14 protein-coding genes are annotated in these 18,508 nt (G+C 70.2%); 7 read left to right on the top strand and 7 right to left on the bottom strand.

All coding sequences use genetic code 11. The features are described from left to right. Positions 1-64: 64 nt before the first annotated feature. The 3 genes from ACWPN8_RS24200 to ACWPN8_RS24190 are packed head-to-tail and all read right to left on the bottom strand — an operon-like array spanning position 65 to position 3,893. Positions 65-2,335 (bottom strand): xanthine dehydrogenase family protein molybdopterin-binding subunit, encoded by a 2,271-nt coding sequence (locus tag ACWPN8_RS24200; protein ID WP_492242562.1) that lies wholly within the window; start codon positions 2,333-2,335, stop codon positions 65-67. Then, positions 2,332-3,342, bottom strand: coding sequence for an FAD binding domain-containing protein (locus ACWPN8_RS24195; RefSeq protein ID WP_492242561.1), 1,011 nt, complete (start codon positions 3,340-3,342; stop codon positions 2,332-2,334). Before ACWPN8_RS24195 ends, ACWPN8_RS24200 begins: the two co-directional genes overlap by 4 nt. Beyond that, positions 3,339-3,893: a (2Fe-2S)-binding protein gene (locus ACWPN8_RS24190; RefSeq protein WP_492242560.1), complete on the bottom strand. Its 555-nt coding sequence runs from the start codon at positions 3,891-3,893 to the stop codon at positions 3,339-3,341. The genes ACWPN8_RS24195 and ACWPN8_RS24190 overlap by 4 nt, the downstream gene beginning before the upstream one ends. Before the next feature lie 192 nt (positions 3,894-4,085). Between ACWPN8_RS24190 and ACWPN8_RS24185 the strand changes: the two genes are divergently transcribed. From ACWPN8_RS24185 to ACWPN8_RS24155, 7 genes are all read left to right on the top strand, one after another. Then, a complete protein-coding gene (locus ACWPN8_RS24185; protein ID WP_492242559.1) occupies positions 4,086-4,580 on the top strand; it encodes a GFA family protein in 495 nt (164 codons plus the stop codon). Between the two features lie 10 nt (positions 4,581-4,590). After that, a complete protein-coding gene (locus ACWPN8_RS24180; RefSeq protein WP_492242558.1) occupies positions 4,591-5,313 on the top strand; it encodes an extensin-like domain-containing protein in 723 nt (240 codons plus the stop codon). Positions 5,314-5,411: 98 nt separating this feature from the next. Continuing rightward, positions 5,412-5,930, top strand: a complete 519-nt coding sequence (locus ACWPN8_RS24175) for a BLUF domain-containing protein (RefSeq protein ID WP_492242557.1) — start codon at positions 5,412-5,414, stop codon at positions 5,928-5,930. 122 nt (positions 5,931-6,052) lie between these two features. Then, positions 6,053-7,519, top strand: a complete 1,467-nt coding sequence (locus ACWPN8_RS24170) for a mechanosensitive ion channel domain-containing protein (protein ID WP_492242556.1) — start codon at positions 6,053-6,055, stop codon at positions 7,517-7,519. Positions 7,520-7,647: 128 nt separating this feature from the next. Further along, a complete protein-coding gene (locus ACWPN8_RS24165) occupies positions 7,648-9,423 on the top strand; it encodes an N-acetylglutaminylglutamine amidotransferase (RefSeq protein WP_492242555.1) in 1,776 nt (591 codons plus the stop codon). 112 nt (positions 9,424-9,535) lie between these two features. Beyond that, entirely contained in the window at positions 9,536-11,296 is a 1,761-nt protein-coding gene (gene ngg, locus ACWPN8_RS24160; RefSeq protein WP_492242554.1) for an N-acetylglutaminylglutamine synthetase, read from the top strand. Between the two features lie 203 nt (positions 11,297-11,499). After that, positions 11,500-12,558: an osmoprotectant NAGGN system M42 family peptidase gene (locus ACWPN8_RS24155; RefSeq protein WP_492242553.1), complete on the top strand. Its 1,059-nt coding sequence runs from the start codon at positions 11,500-11,502 to the stop codon at positions 12,556-12,558. Positions 12,559-12,582: 24 nt separating this feature from the next. Here the strand turns inward: ACWPN8_RS24155 and ACWPN8_RS24150 are convergent, their stop codons facing one another. The 4 genes from ACWPN8_RS24150 to ACWPN8_RS24135 all read right to left on the bottom strand — a co-directional run bounded on the left by ACWPN8_RS24150 (position 12,583) and on the right by ACWPN8_RS24135 (position 18,507). Next, entirely contained in the window at positions 12,583-14,244 is a 1,662-nt protein-coding gene (locus ACWPN8_RS24150) for an ATP-binding response regulator (protein ID WP_109450820.1), read from the bottom strand. A 95-nt stretch (positions 14,245-14,339) separates the two neighbouring features. After that, positions 14,340-15,080, bottom strand: a complete 741-nt coding sequence (locus tag ACWPN8_RS24145; RefSeq protein ID WP_247873229.1) for a response regulator — start codon at positions 15,078-15,080, stop codon at positions 14,340-14,342. Positions 15,081-15,103: 23 nt separating this feature from the next. Beyond that, complete coding sequence (cheB, locus tag ACWPN8_RS24140; RefSeq protein ID WP_247873228.1) at positions 15,104-16,249, bottom strand: chemotaxis-specific protein-glutamate methyltransferase CheB; 1,146 nt, start codon at positions 16,247-16,249, stop codon at positions 15,104-15,106. After that, entirely contained in the window at positions 16,246-18,507 is a 2,262-nt protein-coding gene (locus tag ACWPN8_RS24135; protein ID WP_109450816.1) for a hybrid sensor histidine kinase/response regulator, read from the bottom strand. Before ACWPN8_RS24135 ends, cheB begins: the two co-directional genes overlap by 4 nt. Position 18,508: the final 1 nt, after the last annotated feature.

The following is an 18,508-nucleotide window of genomic DNA, read 5'->3' as shown; positions in this document are numbered from 1 at the left end:
CGGCAGCCGCGAAGGTGACAGGTTGTCCCCTCTCCCGGTGTAGGAGAGGGGACTTCTTTGATGATCAAGCCTCCAAAATCTTATCCAGCGTGATGGGCAGGTCACAGAGGCGCTTGCCGGTCGCGTGATGGATCGCGTTGGCGATGGCGGCGGGGACGCCGACGATGCCGATCTCGCCGACACCCTTGGCACCCAGCGGGTTGACGATGTCGTCATGCTCCTCGACGAAGATGACGTCGATGTCGTGGACGTCCGCGTTCACCGGGATGTGGTACTCGCCGAAATCGTGGTTCATGAAGCGGCCCAGCCGCTGGTCGATCATCGATTCCTCCTCCAGCGCCATCCCGATGCCCCACACCACCGCACCCAGGATCTGGCTGCGCGCCGTCTTGGGATTGATGATGCGGCCGGCGGCCACCGCGCTGACCACGCGGGTCACCTGCACGGTGCCGAGATCCTCGTCCACCCGCACCTCGGCGAAGATGGCGGAGTGGGTGCCGAGCGCATGCTTCATCTGAGACTTGTAATAGGGGACCGAGCGCGCCTCGTCCTCCAGCACCAGCAGATCGTTGGCCCGCATCACCTCGGTGATCGACAGACGCCAGGACGGGTCGGCCTTGGCGATCAGGAAGCCGTCGGCGAAGGTCAGGTCGTCGGCCTTAAGCCCCTTCAACGGACCGTCGTTCAGCCCGGCCGCCAGACCGGCCAGCTTGTCGCGCAGCCGGTCGCAGACCGCCTTCACCGCGGAGCCGACCGACGACACCGTCCAGGAGCCGCCCTGCAACGGCGCCATCGGCAGGTTGGTGTCGCCGAGCTGGAAGGACACCTTCTCAATCGGCAGCCCCAGGATGTCGGCGGCGATTTGCGTCATCGCCGTGTAGGTACCGGGGCCGATGTCGGCGGTGGCGCTGCCCACCGTCAGCGTGCCGTCGATGCCGAGCTTGGCCGAGGCGACCGCCTGCCCCTGCATGGCGTCCCACACGCCGGTCGCCATGCCCCAGCCGACCAGTTGCCGGCCCTCGCGCATCGAGCGGGGGGCATGGCTGCGCTTGTGCCAGCCGAAGCGTTCGGCGCCCTGCTGGAAGCAGGCGCGCAGCTCCTTGCTGGAGAAGGGCTTGCCGGTGTTGGGATCGACCTCGGTGTAGTTCTTCAGCCGCAGCTCCAGCGGGTCCATGCCGAGCTTGGCCGCCAGCTCGTCCATGGCGATCTCCAGCGCCGGGACGCCGATGGCGGCACCGGGAGCGCGCTGGTCGAGCGGGGTGTGGGTGTCCATCCGCGCCAGCTTGTAGTCCAGCCGGACATTGTCGCACTTGTATTGCTGGCCCGACCAATTGACGACGACCTCGACGTAATTCTCGGTCTGCGAGGTCTCCTGCACCGCCTCGTGGATGACGGCGGTGAGGGTGCCGTCCCTCTTCGCCCCCAGCGCCACGCGCTGGAGCGTTTCCGGGCGGTGGCCGAAGCTGAACATCTGCGGGCGCGTCAGCTCGACCCGGACCGAGCGCTTCAGCGCGGTCGCCGCCAGAACCGCCATGAACAGCTGGTGCTGCGGCCGCAGGCCCGAGCCGAAAGCGCCGCCGACGAAGGGGGAGATCACCCGCACCGAATCCTTCGACAGGTCGAAGACGTTGCAGACATAGGTCTGGGTGTTGATCGGCCCCTGCGTCTTGTCATGGACGGTCAGGCTGCCGTCGGTGTGATAGATGACGGTGGAGGCGTGCATCTCCATCGGGTTGTGATGCTCGACCGCCTGGGAGAAGTTCAGGTCGACGCTGACCTCCGCCTCGGCCAGCGCCCTGTCGGCGTCGCCGCGCGGCTTGGGCGGGGGCTGGAAGCCGCCCTTGTCCTTGCCGGGGGTGAAGGCGTTGGCCTTGGCCGCACGCAGGTCGGTCTGGTGGTCGTCCGCCTCGTAGGTCACATGGATCAGCCGGGCGGCGTAGCGCGCCAGCTCGAAGCTCTCCGCCACCACAAGGGCGATGGGCTGGAGCGCATGGTGGATCGTCGCGTCGTAGAGCGGGCGGAAGGGCGAGCCCTTCGGCGCGTCGTCGTCCTTCCACTTGCGGTCGAACCAGGGCAGGCTCGGCCGGTTCTCGTGGGTGAAGACCTGGAAGATTCCGGGAAGCGCCAGCGCCTTCGAGACGTCGATGGTAAGGATGCGGCCGCGGGCGATGGCGCTGGAGACGATGTAGCCGTGGGCGAGGCCGGGCGTGCTGAACTCCGCCGCGTATTTGGCGCCGCCGGTCACCTTCAGCCGGCCGTCGACGCGGCTGACGGGCTTGCCGATCTGCGAACCGGGACGGTCGAGCGGAGCGGGGATGGTCGGTTTGGCGATCATGAGTGCTCCACTCCGGCGGCTTCGGCCAGCGCCCGGACGATGGCGCGCTCGGCAAGTCCGATCTTGAAGGCGTTGTGGGATTGGCCCTTGGCATCGCGCAACAGGACGCGTGCTGCTTCGCGGAAAGTCTCCAGCGAGGCGGGCTTGCCGGCCAGTTCGGCTTCCGCCGCCGGATCGCGCCAGGGCTTGTGGGCGACGCCGCCGAGCGCCAGCCGGGCGCTGCGGATCGTCTGGCCGTCCATCGTGAGCGCGGCGGCGACCGACACCAGCGCGAAGGCGTAGGAGGCGCGGTCGCGGACCTTCAGGTAGGTCGAATGGTCGGCGAAGCCCTGCGCCGGCAGGTCGATGGCGGTGATCAGCTCGTCGGCGGCGAGGCTGCTGTCGATGTGCGGGGTGTCGCCGGGCAGGCGGTGGAAGTCGGCCAAGGGGATGGTGCGCTCGCCCTTGGGGCCGCTGACGCGGACCACGGCATCGAGCGCCGCCAGCGCCACGCACATGTCTGACGGGTGGACGGCGATGCAGCTGTCGCTGGCGCCCAGGATGGCGTGGATGCGGTTGACCCCGGTCAGCGCACCGCAGCCGGTCCCCGGCTCCCGTTTGTTGCAGGGGGTGCCGGTGTCGTAGAAGTAATAGCAGCGCGTGCGTTGCAGCAGGTTGCCGCCGTTGGTCGCCATGTTGCGCAGCTGGGCCGAGGCGCCGGCCAGGATCGCCTTCGACAGCATCGGATAGCGCGCCTGCACCCGCGCGTCATAGGCGGTGTCGGCATTGCGGGCGAGCGCACCGAGCCGCAGGCCGCCGTCGTCGGTGTCCTCGATGCGGTCGAGGCCGAGGCGGGAAATGTCGACCAGACGCTCCGGCCGCATCACGTCGGCCTTCATCAGGTCGAGCAGGTTGGTGCCGCCCGCCACGAACTTCACCGCCGCCTCGGTCGTCGTGCCGGGCTGGCCGGCGACGCCGCGCAAGGCCGCATCGACGCTGTCGGGACGGTCGTAGGAGAAGGCCCTCATGACGCGCCTCCGTCCTTGGCCGCCGGCTGCGCGTCCATCACCTGCCGGATGGCGGCGACGATGTTGGGATAGGCGCCGCAGCGGCAGAGGTTGCCGCTCATCAGTTCTCGGATGTCGTCGTCGGACTTGGCGTGCCCCTCCTCCAGCAGGCCGACCGCCGAGCAGATCTGGCCGGGGGTGCAATAGCCGCACTGGAAGGCGTCCTGCTCGACGAAGGCCTCCTGCAACGGGTGGAGCGCGTCGCCGCTGGCAAGCCCTTCAATCGTCGTGACGGTCCGCCCCTCCGCCATCACCGCCAGGGTCAGGCAGGAATTGATGCGGCGGCCGTCCACAAGCACGGTGCAGGCGCCGCACTGGCCATGGTCGCAGCCCTTCTTGGTGCCGGTCAGGTCGAGATGCAGGCGCAAGGCGTCGAGCAGGCTGGTCCAGGGGGCGACGTGCAGGGTCTTGCGGCTGCCGTTGATGGTCAGGCTGACCTCCATGGCGTCCGGCGGCGGCGCCGGCTGTTTTTGGGCGTGGCCCTGGAAGGCTGGACCTGTTGGCTGGGACATGACCGCTCCGACTGCTGGCAGGTGGTTCCACGAAAGGGATCGCGGAGGTAACAGCAGCCCTTCCGCCGCGTTCCTCCGGGAAGTTCCGTCCAGAAGTTCCACCGAAAACTTCACCACCGCGGATGCTGTCAAACAGCGGCGGCCGCCCCATCTGGTGCGGAGGAACGCACTCGAATCGCGGAGTCCCCTGCCATGAAACTGTCCGGTTCCTGCCGCTGCGGCGCCGTTCGCTTTACGCTGAACTCGCCGACGCCGGTCCCCTACATGCGCTGCTATTGCACCATCTGCCGCAAGAGTGCCGGCGGCGGGGGATATGCCATCAATCTCGGCGGCGATGCCGACACGCTTGAGGTCGAGGGGCGCGAGGCGGTGGCGACGTGGCGGGCGCCGATCGAGGACCCCGACCGTCCCGGCCAGACCCACCTTGGCCCGTCGCACCGGCATTTCTGCAAGCACTGCGGCACGGCGCTGTGGGCGGAGGATCCGGCCTGGCCGGAGCTGGTCCATCCCTTCGCCTCGGCCATCGACACGCCGCTGCCGACCCCGCCGGAGCAGGTCCACATCATGCTGGACTTCAAGGCGCCGTGGGTGGAGGTGCCGAACGGCCCCAACGATGTGCAGTTCGCCCGCTATCCGGAGGAGTCGCTGGAGGACTGGCACCGGCGGCACGGGCTGCTCGACCGGTAGACACCGCGCGATGGCGCGGTTGCTGGGATGGCTGGCGCTGCTGGTCCTGCTGGCGCTGGGCGGCGCGGCGGCGGGCGTGTGGGCCGGGCTGATCGCGGTGCCGCCGCGCTACGACCCGTGGGCGCGGCTCGATCTGCGGGCGGAGCCGGACTGGCTGACCGGCTTCAAGCTGGCGCGGCTGACCGGCGAGCCTGAGCAGTGCCGGGCGGCGCTGGGCGAAACCGGCCTGCGCTTCACCTCCCTGCCCGACCGCCCGTCGGACGAGAACTGCGCGCTCAGCGGCGTGGTGCGGGTGTCGCGGTCGGATGTCTCGTTCAGCAGCGGCTTCGTCGCCACCTGCGGGCTGGCCGCCGCCTGGACCCTGTTCGAGGCGAACGCCCTCCAGCCGGCGGCGCAGCGGCATTTCGGGCAGAGGGTGGCACGGGTCGAGCATCTCGGCACCTATGCCTGCCGCAACGTCTATGGCCGGGCGGAGGGGCGGCGCAGCGAGCATGCGACCGCCAACGCCATCGACCTCGCCGCCTTCGTGCTGGCCGACGGAACGCGGATCGGCGTGCTGGCCGATTGGCAGGCGAAGGGAGGCAACGGGGCGGACGGGCGCAAGGCGGCCTTCCTGCGCGACCTGCGCGACGGCGCCTGCCGCTTCTTCGACGTGGTGCTGGGCCCCGACTACAACGAGGCGCACCGCAACCATTTCCACCTCGACATGGGTGCCTTCCGCAGCTGCCGTTAGCGTCCATCCGGTTCGGACTATGTCCGCTGGGTGCGTCAACGATTCTACGAAAGAAAGGGTTATCTCGCGCCGGATTTCGCTCCACCATCATAATAAAAATGGACCCAGCGAAAGGGAGGATGCCGATGTTGACTTTGCTTTACCGAAGCGATGCGGTGCCCCTGCTGCCTTTTTCAGCACTGGCGGACATTTGCGTACGAAGCTCGGCAAACAATCGGCGTCTGGGCGTAACCGGTTTCCTTGTGGAGCATGAGGGAACCTTCCTGCAAGTCCTGGAAGGCGAGCCGGACACCGTCAGCGGATTGTACGACCGGATTGTGCATGATGAGCGGCACTGCAACATGGCGATGCTGGGCCGGTGGGAGCGGCCGGGACGGGCCTTCGGTTTCTGGGCGATGAATTTCGGCCCGCTGGACGACCCGGCCTTCTGGCAGGGCGAGTTCGCCGAACTGCGCGACGGGGAGGCCTTCCGGCGCGGGAGCGGCGATGCCGAGACCGCGCTGGCCGTGCTGTGCCGCGCCTATGTGTTCGCCGGCACGGTGGCGGGCACAGACCCGGTGATCCGCGGCTTCGTCATGGGCTATCCGCCGGCGACGAGGCAGGTGGTGAAGGTGTGAAAGATCAAGCCCCTGATCGGGCTGGATGGTTTGAATTGATCCCTTGACGGGACGCCGCCTGCTCGTGCCATCGTCGCCCTCGCCCGGCCCCCGAAGGCCAGCCGCCGAGGAGAACCCCGTCGATGAGCGCCCTGCGGCGTCTGTCCGCCCCTGCCCTGGTCCTGGCCCTTCTGACGGCTCTGGCCGCCGCGAAGCCATGGCTGCACCGCCATCTGGAGCCGCTGGTCGGCCCGGATCTCAGCAGCGGGTTCGACATCGCCGTCGCGTCCGCTGCCTGGCTGGTCGCCGCCTGGGGCGGGGCGCGGCTGATCGACCTGCTGGCGGCCGGCAACGGCGGGATCGGCCCCGACGGCCTGCCGCGGCCGCCGCGCATCCCGCGGCTGCTGGCCGATTTGATGCGCTTCTTCGTCTATGGCGTCGCGGTGGTGGCGATCCTCGCCTTCGTGTTCGAGCAGCCGGTGACGGGCCTGCTGGCGACCTCCGGCGTCGCCATCGCCGTGCTGGGCTTCGCGCTGCGCAACATGATCGCCGACATCTTCGCCGGCATCGCGCTGAACATCGAACACCCCTACCGCATCGGCGACTGGCTGGAGCTGTCGCCCGGCGTGTCGGGGCGGGTGGACGAGATCAACTGGCGCGCCACCCGGCTGATCGCCGGTGACGGCACCGCCATCGTCGTGCCGAACGGCATCGTCGCCGGCAGCCGCTTCGTCAATTACAGCCGCCCCAGCCCGGCCTTCCGCACCACCGTCCCCATCCTGCTGGACCAGGAGGTGCCGGTGGAGCGCGCCAAGCGCATCCTGCTGTCGGCCATGCTGTGCGCCGACGGCGTGCTGACCACCCCAAGGCCCGACGTGGTGGTGGAGGCGGTGACGCCCAACGGCATCGCCTATCAGGCGCGCTACTGGCTGGACGATTACGGGCGGGTGGCGCTGGTGCGCGATTCCGTGCTGGCGGCGGTGGTGGGCAACCTCGCCCGTGCCGGGATCGAGCCGGCCCGGCCCAAGCAGGAGATCCGCCGGCGCCAGCCTGCCTTGCCCGACACCGACACCCTGCGCCGCGGCCTGCTGCGCCAGACCGAGCTGTTCGACGCCTTCGACGACGACGAGGTCGACGCGCTGGCCCTGGCGATGCGGCAGATCCATGTGCCGGCCGGGTCGCCGGCCGTCCGCCAGGGCGATGCCGGGGAGTCGCTGTTCGTCATCGCCGAGGGCGTGTTCGACGTGCAGGTCGCCGCCCCCGCCTCCGCGTTCTTCACCGACCCGATGGACGGGCAGCGGGCGGGGGTGCTGCACCTGACGCGCCTGCGGCCGGGCGACCTGTTCGGCGAGATGTCGCTGCTGACCGGCCAGCCGCGCAGCGCCTCGGTGGTCGCCTGCACCGACTCCGTGGTGTTCGAGCTGGCGCGGAGCCACCTGGACCCGGTGCTGCGCCGCCGGCCGGAACTGGCCGAACGGCTGGCCGAGCTGATGGCCGAGCGCCAGAGCCGCAACGCCGCCGAAACCAACCGCCAGCAGGGCGCCGCACCGCAGCCGGCGGTGGAATCGCAGGCGCTGCTGACCCGGCTGCGCGGCTTCTTCGGGCTGTAAACGGCTCTCCCAAAGGAACCTTGAGCCCTGCCAGCCGTTGTTCCACGCGGGTAGCGGTGGTGCAGTTCGGCCCTTTTGACGGGTCTGGCGCCCCTTCGTCCTGAACCAACGAGGAGGCTCGACAGCCGATGTGCGGAGTGAGTGGCGAGATTCGTTTCAAATCCGGCGAGGCGGCGAGCACGGCCGCCGTCCAGGCCATGTGCGACCGGCTGGCTCCGCGCGGGCCGGACGGCCATGGCCTGTTCGCCCATGGGCGCGTCGCCTTCGGCCATCGCCGGCTGAAGATCATCGACCTCAGCGAGGCATCGCAGCAGCCGATGGTCGATTCCGCTCTCGGCCTCGCCATCGTCTTCAACGGCTGCATCTACAACCACAAGGAATTGCGCGAGGAGCTGGCCGGGCTCGGCTACAGCTTCTTCTCCGACGGCGACACCGAGGTGCTGATCAAGGCCTATCACGCTTGGGGCCCGGATTTCGTCAAGCGCATGAACGGCATGTTCGCCTTCGCCATCCATGAGCGCGACAGCGGCCGGGTGGTGCTGGGCCGCGACCGGCTGGGCATCAAGCCGCTCTATCTGGCCGACATTCCCGGCGGCCTGCGCTTCGCCTCCTCCCTGCCTGCCCTGGTGGCATCGGGTGGGATCGACACCGACGTCGATCCGGTGGCGCTGCACCATTACATGAGCTTCCACGCCGTCGTCCCGGCGCCCTACACCATCCTGAAGGGCGTGCGGAAGCTGCCGCCCGCCACGGTGCTGGTGGTGGAGCCGGACGGCACGCGGCGCGAACACACATACTGGTCGCTGACCTTCGGGCCGCAGGCCGGCGACGAGGGGCGCGACTTCGCCGAGTGGCGCGAGCTGGTGCTGGAAACCCTGACCCGCGCGGTGCGCCGCCGGCTGGTCGCGGATGTGCCGGTCGGCGTGCTGCTGTCGGGCGGGCTGGACAGCTCGCTGATCACCGCGCTCTTGGCCGAGAACGGGCAGAGCGGGCTGAAGACCTTCTCCATCGGCTTCGAGACGGTGGGCGACGAGCGCGGCGACGAGTTCCAGTATTCCGACATCGTCGCCAAGCATTTCGGCACCGACCACCATCGCCTCTTCGTCGACAGCGCCCGCGCCCTGCCGGAGCTGACCGACTGCGTGCGCGCGATGTCGGAGCCGATGGTCAGCCACGACAACATCGGCTTCTTCCTGCTGTCGCAGGAGGTGGCCAAGCAGGTGAAGGTGGTGCAGTCGGGCCAGGGCGCCGACGAGGTGTTCGGCGGCTATCACTGGTATCCGCCGCTGCTGGAGAGCCGGGACGCCGTCGGCGACTACGCCCGCGTCTTCTTCGACCGCGACCATGCGGAGATGGCCGAGGCGCTGGATCCGAGATTCATCGGCGAGGACCATTCCCGCCGCTGGCTGGAGCAGCGCTTCGCCATGCCGGGCGCCGAGCGGCCGGTGGACAAGGCGCTGCGGCTCGACACCACGGTGATGCTGGTCGACGATCCGGTGAAGCGCGTCGACAACATGACGATGGCCGCCGGGCTGGAAGCGCGCGTGCCCTTCCTCGACCATGAGCTGGTGGAGCTGGCCGCCCGCATCCCGGCGGAGATGAAGCTGCCCGACGGCGGCAAATATGTGCTGAAGGAGGCGGCGCGCCGCGTGGTGCCGGCGGCGGTGATCGACCGGCCGAAGGGCTATTTCCCGGTGCCGGCGCTGAAATACCTGCGGGGTCCGTTCCTGGAGCGGGTGCGCGACGTGCTGAACGCCCCGTCGGCGCGCCAGCGCGGGCTGTTCCGCCGCGACTATCTCGACCGGCTGCTGGCCGATCCGGAACGCCACATCACGCCGCTCAGGGGATCGAAGCTGTGGCAGGTCGCCCTGCTGGAATTCTGGTTCCAGGAACAGGGCCTGTAAGCAGGCGCCTCAAAACGACAGACGCTCCGCCGGGGCATTCGGGCGCGGGACCGATCCGCATTCCCGGATGTTGCCAATGCGTGGAGCCGCATCCGACGACCAGGGGGATCCCATGAGCTACGCCCGCGTGAAACCGCACCGGCTGGAACGCGCCGCCAGCGCCACCCTGCGCCACACCCGCCGCTACACCGGCCGGCCGCCGGCGGGGGAGACCGGAGCCGACGCGCCGCGTGCCGACGTGACGGTCGATTGCGGCTGGGGACGGCTGATCTTCGCCCACACCTTCGACGATCTCGACCGCATGATCGAGACTCTGCGGCAGGAGGCGCCGGGCACCCGCGACATCGTCTTCTATCTGCAGGACCCGCATGTCGCCCTGTCGCGCGCACCGCAGGAGCTGTTCCTCGACCCCTCCCACACCTTCCGCCTGTGGCTGACCGACTACCGGCCGTCGCGGCGCCGGCCCAAGGGCTACAGCGTCCGCCGGCTGCGCACGCGCGAGGATGCCGAGGGGGTGCAGCGCATCTATGCCCGGCGGCGGATGGTGCCGGTCTCCTCCTCCTTCCTGGTGGCGTCGCGCAACAGCCGGGTGCTGACCCATTTCGTCGCCTGCGACGACGCAACCGGCGAGATCATCGGCTCGGTGACCGCGGTGGACCATGCCCATGCCTATGGCGATCCGGAGAACGGCAGCTCGCTGTGGTGCCTGGCCGTCGATCCGCAGGCCTCCTTTCCGGGGATCGGCGAGACGCTGGTCCGCACGGTGGCGGAGCATGTGCAGGCGCGCGGCCGCGCCTTCCTCGATTTGTCGGTGCTGCACGACAACGAGAGCGCCATCGGGCTCTATGAGAAGCTGAATTTCCGCCGGATTCCGGCCTTCGCGCTGAAGACCAAGAACCCGATCAACGAGCGGCTGTTCACCGGGCCGCAGCCGGGCGAGCAGCTGAACCCCTATGCCACCATCATCGTCAACGAGGCGCGGCGGCGCGGCATCGGCGTCGATGTGCTGGATGCCGAGGCCGGCTATTTCTGCCTGACCTGGGGCGGGCGCAGCGTGGTGTGCCGGGAATCGCTGAGCGAGCTGACCAGCGCCGTCGCCATGAGCCGCTGCGACGACAAGGCGGTGACGCGGCGCGTGCTGGAACGCGCCAGCCTGAAGGTCCCGGCCCAGGCGGTGGCGGGCGAGGCGGAGGAGAATGCCGCCTTCCTGGCGGCCCATGGCCGCATCGTCATCAAGCCGGCGCGCGGCGAGCAGGGGCGCGGCATCACGGTGGACGTGCGCGATGCCGGGACGATGGAAAGCGCCATCGCATCGGCCCGCCAGCATTGCGACACGGTGCTGCTGGAACAGTTCTATGAAGGACAGGATCTGCGGATCATCGTCATCGACAAGAAGGTGGTGGCCGCCGCGGTGCGCCGCCCGGCCGAGGTCACCGGCGACGGCAGCCACACGGTGCGCGAACTGATCGAGGCGCAGAGCCGCCGCCGCGCCGCCGCCACCGGCGGTGAAAGCCACATCCCGCTGGACGCTGAGACCGACCGCTGCCTCGCCGCGGCCGGGAAAAGCCTGGATGACGTGTTGGCGGCGGGCGAGGTGCTGCCGGTGCGCAAGACGGCGAACCTGCACACCGGCGGCACCATCCACGACGTGACCGACAGCCTGCACCCGGAACTGGTGGAGGTGGCGACGGTGGCCGCCCGCGCGCTGGACATCCCGGTGGTGGGATTCGACCTGCTGGTCGAGGCGCCGGACCGGCCCGGCCATGTCTTCATCGAGGCGAACGAGCGTCCGGGCCTCGCCAACCACGAACCGCAGCCGACGGCGGAACGCTTCGTCGATCTGCTGTTCCCGCAGACGCGGGGGGTGCTGTAGCCCCCCTCTCCCCCCCGCTCTCGCGCAAACTCTGTTTGCGCTGACGCGACAGGCGGACCCTTGGTCCGCCGAAAGCGGGGAGAGGGCCGGGGTGAGGGGGATGCACCGCGTGGATTCTCGGTAAGGGGCCGCCGCGCGACCCCCTCACCCTAACCCTCTCCCCGGGGGGGAGAGGGGACTTTCAGCAGGAGGAAAATCCGACCATGGCCGTGCCGCTGCCCATCGACATGGGCTATGTCACCGACGTTCTTTACCGGCTGCTGACCACGCCGAGCCCGACCGGCCACACCGGCGACGTGGTGCGGCTGTGCTGCGCCGAGCTGGAGCGGATGGGCATCCCCTATGAGCTGACGCGGCGCGGCGCCATCCGGGCAGACCTGAAGGGGGTGCGCTCCACCCCCGACCGCGCCCTGGTCGCCCATGTCGACACGCTGGGCGCCCAGGTGAAGATGCTGAAGGACAATGGCCGGATGGAGCTGGTGCCCATCGGCCACTGGTCGTCGCGCTTCGCCGAGGGGGCGCGCTGCACCGTGCTGACCGACCGCGGCCCCTGGCGCGGCACCATCCTGCCGCTGAAGGCGTCCGGCCACACCTTCAACAAGGAAGTCGACAGCCAGCCGGTCACCTGGCAGCAGGTGGAGCTGCGCGTCGACGCCCCGGTCGCCAACCGGCGCGACCTGGAGGAGCGCGGCTTCAACATCGGCGACATCGTGTCGATCGACCCGCAGCCGGAATTCCTGGAGAACGGCTACATCGTCTCGCGCCATCTCGACGACAAGGCGGGGGTGGCGGTGATGCTGGGCGCCGCCAAGGCGGTGGTCGATGCCAAGGCTGCCCTGCCCGTCGACTGCCATCTGCTGTTCACGATCTCCGAGGAGGTCGGGTCCGGCGCCTCTTCCATCCTGCATCAGGACGTGGCGGAGATGGTGACCATCGACAACGGCACCACCGCGCCGGGACAGAACAGCAGCGAGTACGGCGTCACCATCGCCATGGCCGACAGCACCGGCCCCTTCGACATGGCGCTGACCCATTCGCTGATCGCGCTGTGCCAGGCGCAGAACATCCCGCACCAGCGCGACGTCTTCCGCTATTACCGCTGCGACAGCGCGTCCGCCATCGAGGCCGGCAACGACATCCGAACGGCGCTGGTGTGCTTCGGCATCGACGCCTCGCACGGCTACGAGCGCATCCATGCCGACGCGCTGGAAAGCCTGGTGCGGCTCCTGGTGCTGTACCTGCAAAGCCCGCCTCGGGATTGAGGGCGGGATTGAGGGGCGGACCGCTCAGCAGCCCGCCGTCCCGTCCCGCCGCACCTCTTCCAGCACGCGGCGCAGCTCACCGGGGTGCAGCGGCTTGTGCAGGAAGGCGCAGCCGCGGCGCTGGCCTTCCAGCAGGGATTCGGGCGCGGTCTCGCCGGTCAGCACCACCGCCGGGATGTCGGTCTTGAACAGCTTGCGGACGCGGTCGATCACGTCGAAGCCGGACACCTTCCCCGGCAGGCGCAGGTCGGTCAGGATGGCGTCGGGCGGGCCTTCCAGCCCGTCGACCGCGGCGAACACCTCGCGCATGTTGGACGCCGAGACGAAGGCGCAGCCCCAGCTTTCCAGGGTCAGCAGCAGGCCGGACAGCACCATGCTGTCGTCGTCCACCACCAGGATGCGCATGCCGTCCAGCGGCACGGCGGCAGCACCCTGGTCGGACGAGGTTACCGCCGCCGAAGCTTCGACGGGAGCCTCCTCCGCCTCCAGCCGCTCGACGGTGACGGCGAAGACCGAGCCGCGGCCGGAGCGCGACTGCACGTCGATGGGGGCATGCAGCAGGACCGACAGGCGCCGGACGATGGCGAGGCCGAGGCCGAGGCCGCGGGTGGGGTCGCGCGCCGGGTTGGTCAGCTGGTGGAACTCGTCGAAGATGACGTCCAGCTTGTCCTGGGGAATGCCGAATCCGGTGTCCCACACCTCGATGCGCCAGCGGCCGTCGCGCTTGCGCAGGCCCAGCATGATGCCGCCGCGCTGGGTGTAGCGGATGGCGTTGGCCAGCAGATTGCGGACGATGCGGCCGAGCAGGACCGGGTCGCTGCGCGTCACCGCCCGGCAGGGCACATGGACGCGCAGGCGCAGCCCCTTCTCCTCCGCCTGCGGGCGGAATTCGTCGGCCAGCGATTGCAGCAGCGCGTCGAGCGGCACCGCCTGCATGTCGGCCTCGACAGTGCCGGCATCCAGCGTCGAGATGTCGAGCAGGGCGTTCAGCAGTTGCTCGCCCGCCGTCATCGCGTTGGCCAGCATGCCGGCGGTGCGCGACGCCCGGGCGTTGCCCTCCACTTGGTTGGTCAGGGCATCGAGGAACAGGCGCATCGCCTGGAAGGGCTGGCGCAGATCGTGGCTGGCCGAGGCCAGGAAGCGGGAACGCGCCGCGGTGGTGCGCGCCACCTCCGCCCGCATGGTCTCGGCCATCTGGGCGATGGCGCCGTCCAGCGTCGCCGTCGCCAGCACGCCGACCACCCGGCCGTCGACCAGCAGCGGCGTCGCGCGCAGGCCGATCGGCGGTTCGCTGGGCAGGGTCAGCCGGACGCTGTCGGGGGGCGAGGCCGGGCTGTCGGCGGTTCCGTCACGGTAGAGCGGGCGCAGCGCCTCGGCCACCGCGGTCCAGCCGCCCGGAAGCAGGCCCGGCCCGCTTTCGTCGCGGGCGGCGGCGCGCGGGCGGTTCAGCAGGGTCGCCAGCGACTCGTTGCAGCGGACGGCGGCCATCTCCGGACCGCCGACCACCAGCATGGTCGGGACCGTCGCGGCCGTGCAGACGCGCCGGGCATTCTCAAGGCACTCGCGATAGCGGAGATCGGTCGGGGAACTATGGGTGGCCGAAGTTCGGTGCATCGCGTCGGTGTCTCTTGCGTCGGCGTCCCTGGAGATCGGGGGCTCGTGGATGGGCTGGAGGCTGATCGCCATGGGCACCTGCCGGACCGTCGGACAGTTTCGTAAAGCCCGCAGAGAATAAACGGTCAAGCCCGCTTCCGAAATCAAACGATGGCCCTACTCCCCTCCTATGCGGAAGGTGCAGGACGCGGCAAACGGATAAGATGGTCCTCGACGAAGTATTTGCGGCGGAGAAGCGCCATCAACCTGATCTTGAGCACATCCATCGTCTGTGCCTTTCCAACGAAATCGTCGGCGCCGGCGTTCAGGCTGATCATCAGCTGTTCCTCATCGTCCTGGCTGGTCAGGATGACGATTTGGAAGAACAGACCGCGCCGGCGGCGGAACCTGTCGAATCTTTCGCAGAGCTGGGTGCCGCTGGTGCCCGGCATCACGAGATCCAGGATGACGCAGTCGAGCGCGCCGCCGGACAGCGCCTCCACCGCCTCGTCGGCGTTGCGGGCGGCGGTGACGGTGCAGCCCTCCTGCTCCAGCTCGGCGCGCAGGAATTCGCGGTAGGTCGCGCTGTCGTCGACGATCAGGATGTGGGCGCGGTGGAAGATCTCCGGCGCCGTCGGCGGGGCGCTGCGCCGCTCGATCAGCGTGCAGGCGGCCTCCACCACCGCCTTGGGGTTGGATGGATCGCTCTCCCCCTCCCCGCGGCCAAGCACGATGACGGCGGCGTCGGTGCGGGCGCGCAGCTCGGCCAGGCCGGTCGGGCCGGCAAGCTCGCCCTCGACGATCAGCAGATCCTGCGGGGTGCCGGCGATCTCCGCCAGCGCGGGTTCGACGCCGTCGACGCAGACCGTCTCCACGCCGCGCTCCTCCAGCAGCAGCTTCAGCAGAAGCCCCTGCGTCTGGGAACCCATGACAACCAAGGTGCGCTGTCCGTTCATGACGCCATCTTATCGTCGGAGGTCAATTGCAGCAGCCGTCCGGCCACCCGGTCGAGGGGCAGCTCCTCCACCGCACCGCCCAGCCGCACCGCGGTGCCGGGCATGCTGTGGATCACCGCCGTGGAGGCATGTTCGGCTACGGTGTAGGCGCCGGCCGTCCGCATGTCCACCAGCCCTCTGGCACCATCCTCGCCCATTCCGGTCAGCAGCACGCCGATGCCGGACGCGCCATAGGCGCGCGCCATCGACTGGAACAGCACCTCGCCCGACGGGCGCTGGCCGCACACCATCGGGTCGGCCGTCAGGCGCAGCGTGGCGCCGTCCACCAGCAGGTGCCGGTCGCCCGGCGCGACATAGACCGTGCCCGGCCGCGGGGTCAGCCCGGCCTCGCCCAGCCGCACCGGCAGGGCGGAGACGGTGCCGAGCCAGCTGGCGAAACCGGCCATGAAGGGCGCGCCCATATGCTGGACCACGAAGACCGGCAGCGGGAAGTCGGCCGGCAGATCGCGGAGGATCTTCGCCAGCGCCGCCGGCCCGCCGGTGGAGGCGACCAGCCCCACCGCGCGGAAGCGCCGGAGCCGGCCGTCGGCGGCCACCGCCTCGTCCGGGAGCCTGCCTTCCTGAGACGGGGCATCCGCGGTCACTCCTGCGGGCATGCCGGAAGCGGACCGCGCGGCGCGGGCGGTGATGCGGTGGCGGATCACCTTCACCTGGCTCATGATGACGAGCTGGGTGCAGAGATGGTGCGCCACGGTCTGGTAGTCGGCGCGCGCCATGCTGCCCGGCTTCTCCACCACCGCCAGCGCGCCGGCCTGGAGCGCCCGCATCGGAATGTCGAGGTCGCGCACGTCCGACGCCACCACCACGATCGGCAGCGGGGTCTGCCGCATGATTCGGCTGGTCACCTCGAAGCCGTCGATGCCCGGCAGGCGGATGTCGAGCGACACCACGTCGGGCGCCGTCCGCTCGATCATGCGCAGCGCCTGCTCACCGCTCGACGCGATGCCCGCCACCTCCAGCCGCGGGTCGGCGCTGATGACGTGGCTCAGCAGCTGCTGGATGACCGGGCTGTCCTCGACCACCAGCACGCGGATGCGACGGGGTCCGGTGGTGAGGGGGCCGCCGTTCGTCTGGCCGCTCACAGCAGCCGCCGGATGCCGGCCAGAAGCTCGTTCTGGTCGAATCGCGTCTTGACGATGTAGGCGTCGGCGCCGAGCCGCAGGCCGCGCTCGCGGTCCTCGTCGCTGGCGCGCGAGGTGACGAGGATCACCGGGATCTCTTCCAGCCGCTTGTCCGCCTTCACCGCCTGCAACAGGGCGAAGCCGTCCATGCGCGGCATCTCGACGTCGCTGATGATCAGGCCAACCTCCATCCCTTCCGACAGGCGCTCAAGCGCCTCGCGCCCGTCCACGCACAGCGTCACCCGATAACCATGGGCTTCGAGGATGCTCTTTTCCAGCGTGCGGGTGGTGATGCTGTCATCGACGACCAGGATATGCGCCCGGGCAGGGGTCGCCTCTTCGGCAGGGCGGGCCGGGGGCGGCAGAGTGCTGCCGGGCAGCGGCATCAGGCCCGGAATGTTCAGCACCAGCGCCGGTCCGCCGTCGTCCATCAGCACGGTGCCGAGATAGCGGCCGCTGTCCAGCCCGGTCTCCTCCGCCGCCGTCACCACCGTCTCGCGCGTGGCGACGAAGCGGTCGACCGCCAGCGCCAGCCGCCGGTCCCCCGCCCGCACCACGACCAGCGACAGCCCGCGCTCGGCCGACGGCACCACCGGCGCCTCCATGCCCAGGAGGGCGGCCAGCGAGGTGACGGGAATTTCCTCCTCGCCGATGCGGGTCATCGGCGTGCCGGTGCCGGAGAACAGCGACTGGGCGGTGGCGGTGCGCAGGCGGACCACGTCGGCGGACGGGATCGCCAGGGTCTGGTCCTGCACGGCGACGAAGACGAGGCGCTGGCTCAGCAGGCTGAGCGGCACCTCGATGGTGACCGCGGTGCCGCCGCCCTCGGGCCGGTCGGCGATGGTCAAATTGCCCTGCAGCCGCTCCACCTCGCGCCGCGCGATGGCAAGGCCCATGCCGCGCCCGGCCAGCTCGGTGGTCCGGGCGGCGGTGGAGAAGCCGGGATGGAACAGGAATTCGGTCAGCCGCTCCTGCGGCAGCTCCGCGCCGGCCGACAGGTCGGCGGCGTCGATCAGGCCGCGCTCGGCCGCCTTGCGCAGGATCGCCGCGCGGTCCAGCCCGCGGCCGTCATCCTCGATGCGCAGGCGCAGGCGCGCGCCCTCGACCGAGGCGGCGATGGTGACGCGCGCCGCCGGCCGCTTGCCCAGCGCCAGCCGCTCCGCCGGCGTCTCGATGCCGTGGCTGATGGCGTTGCGGGCGATGTGCAGGATCGGATCCTTCAACCGCTGCAGCACGGTGCGGTCGGCCTCGACCTCCAGCCCGCGGACATCGACCTCGACCTCCTTGCCTTCGGCCCGGCTGATGTCGCGGACCATGCGCCCCAGGCCGCTCAGCTGGTTTTCCGCCGGCAGCATGCGCAGGCGCCGCATGTCCTGCTGGAGGCCGCCGCCCCAGCGCCGCATCGACCACAACAGCCGGTCGTGGCTGCGGTGCGCGCTGTCGAGCGCGCCGCCGAGCGCGCGGAAGCGGCGCTCGAAAGCCATCAGCGCGGGGAGCGCGCCACGCCCGTCCAGCGCGCTGGGCAGCGTGTCGGACAGCGCGTCGCCCCCCGCCCCCGCATCCGCCCGGACGCCGCGGCCGATCTGAAGGCGCAGATGCCGCCATGCCCGGTCGAGCGCCCGCCATTCCCGGCGCATCGTGCGAAGCTGTTCGCCGAGGCCGGCCTGGGCCTCCACCTCCGGCAGCAGGGCCGACGCGGTTTCCGACAGGCGTTCCAGCCCCTGTGCCGCGATGCGGACCAGGGCGGCGCTGTCGGCGGTGTCGGCTCGCTCCCGCTCGGCCGGCGGCCGGCGGGCGGCGCGGGCGGGGGCCGGAGACGCAGCCGGGACCGGCCCGCCGCTGCGGCCGGCGGCCAGCGCGTCGAGATCGGCGAGCACGCCGGCGGTCTCCACCGCGTCGCCGCCCTGGAGCGACCAGGCGACCAGATCCTCGATGGCGTCGAGCGACCGGCGCACCACGCCGACGCTGGCGGGATCGAGCGGGATCTCGCCCTTCTGCACGGCGATGAAGGCGGCCTCCAGCCGGTGGGAGATCGCCTCCACCTCCGGCAGGTCGACGGCGCGGGCGGCGCCCTTCAGGCTGTGGGCGCGCCGGTGGATGTCGACGAGATCCGGCGCATCGCCCGTCGCCTCCGCATCGCGGAGCGCGTTGCGGATCGCGGCGAGATGGTCCTTGTGCTCCAGGTCGAAGGCGGCGAGCAGGCGCTGGCGGATGTCCATT

The sequence above is a fragment of the Azospirillum sp. UENF 112521 genome, assembly GCF_058780665.1.
This window is presented reverse-complemented; position numbering and strand designations above follow the sequence as displayed.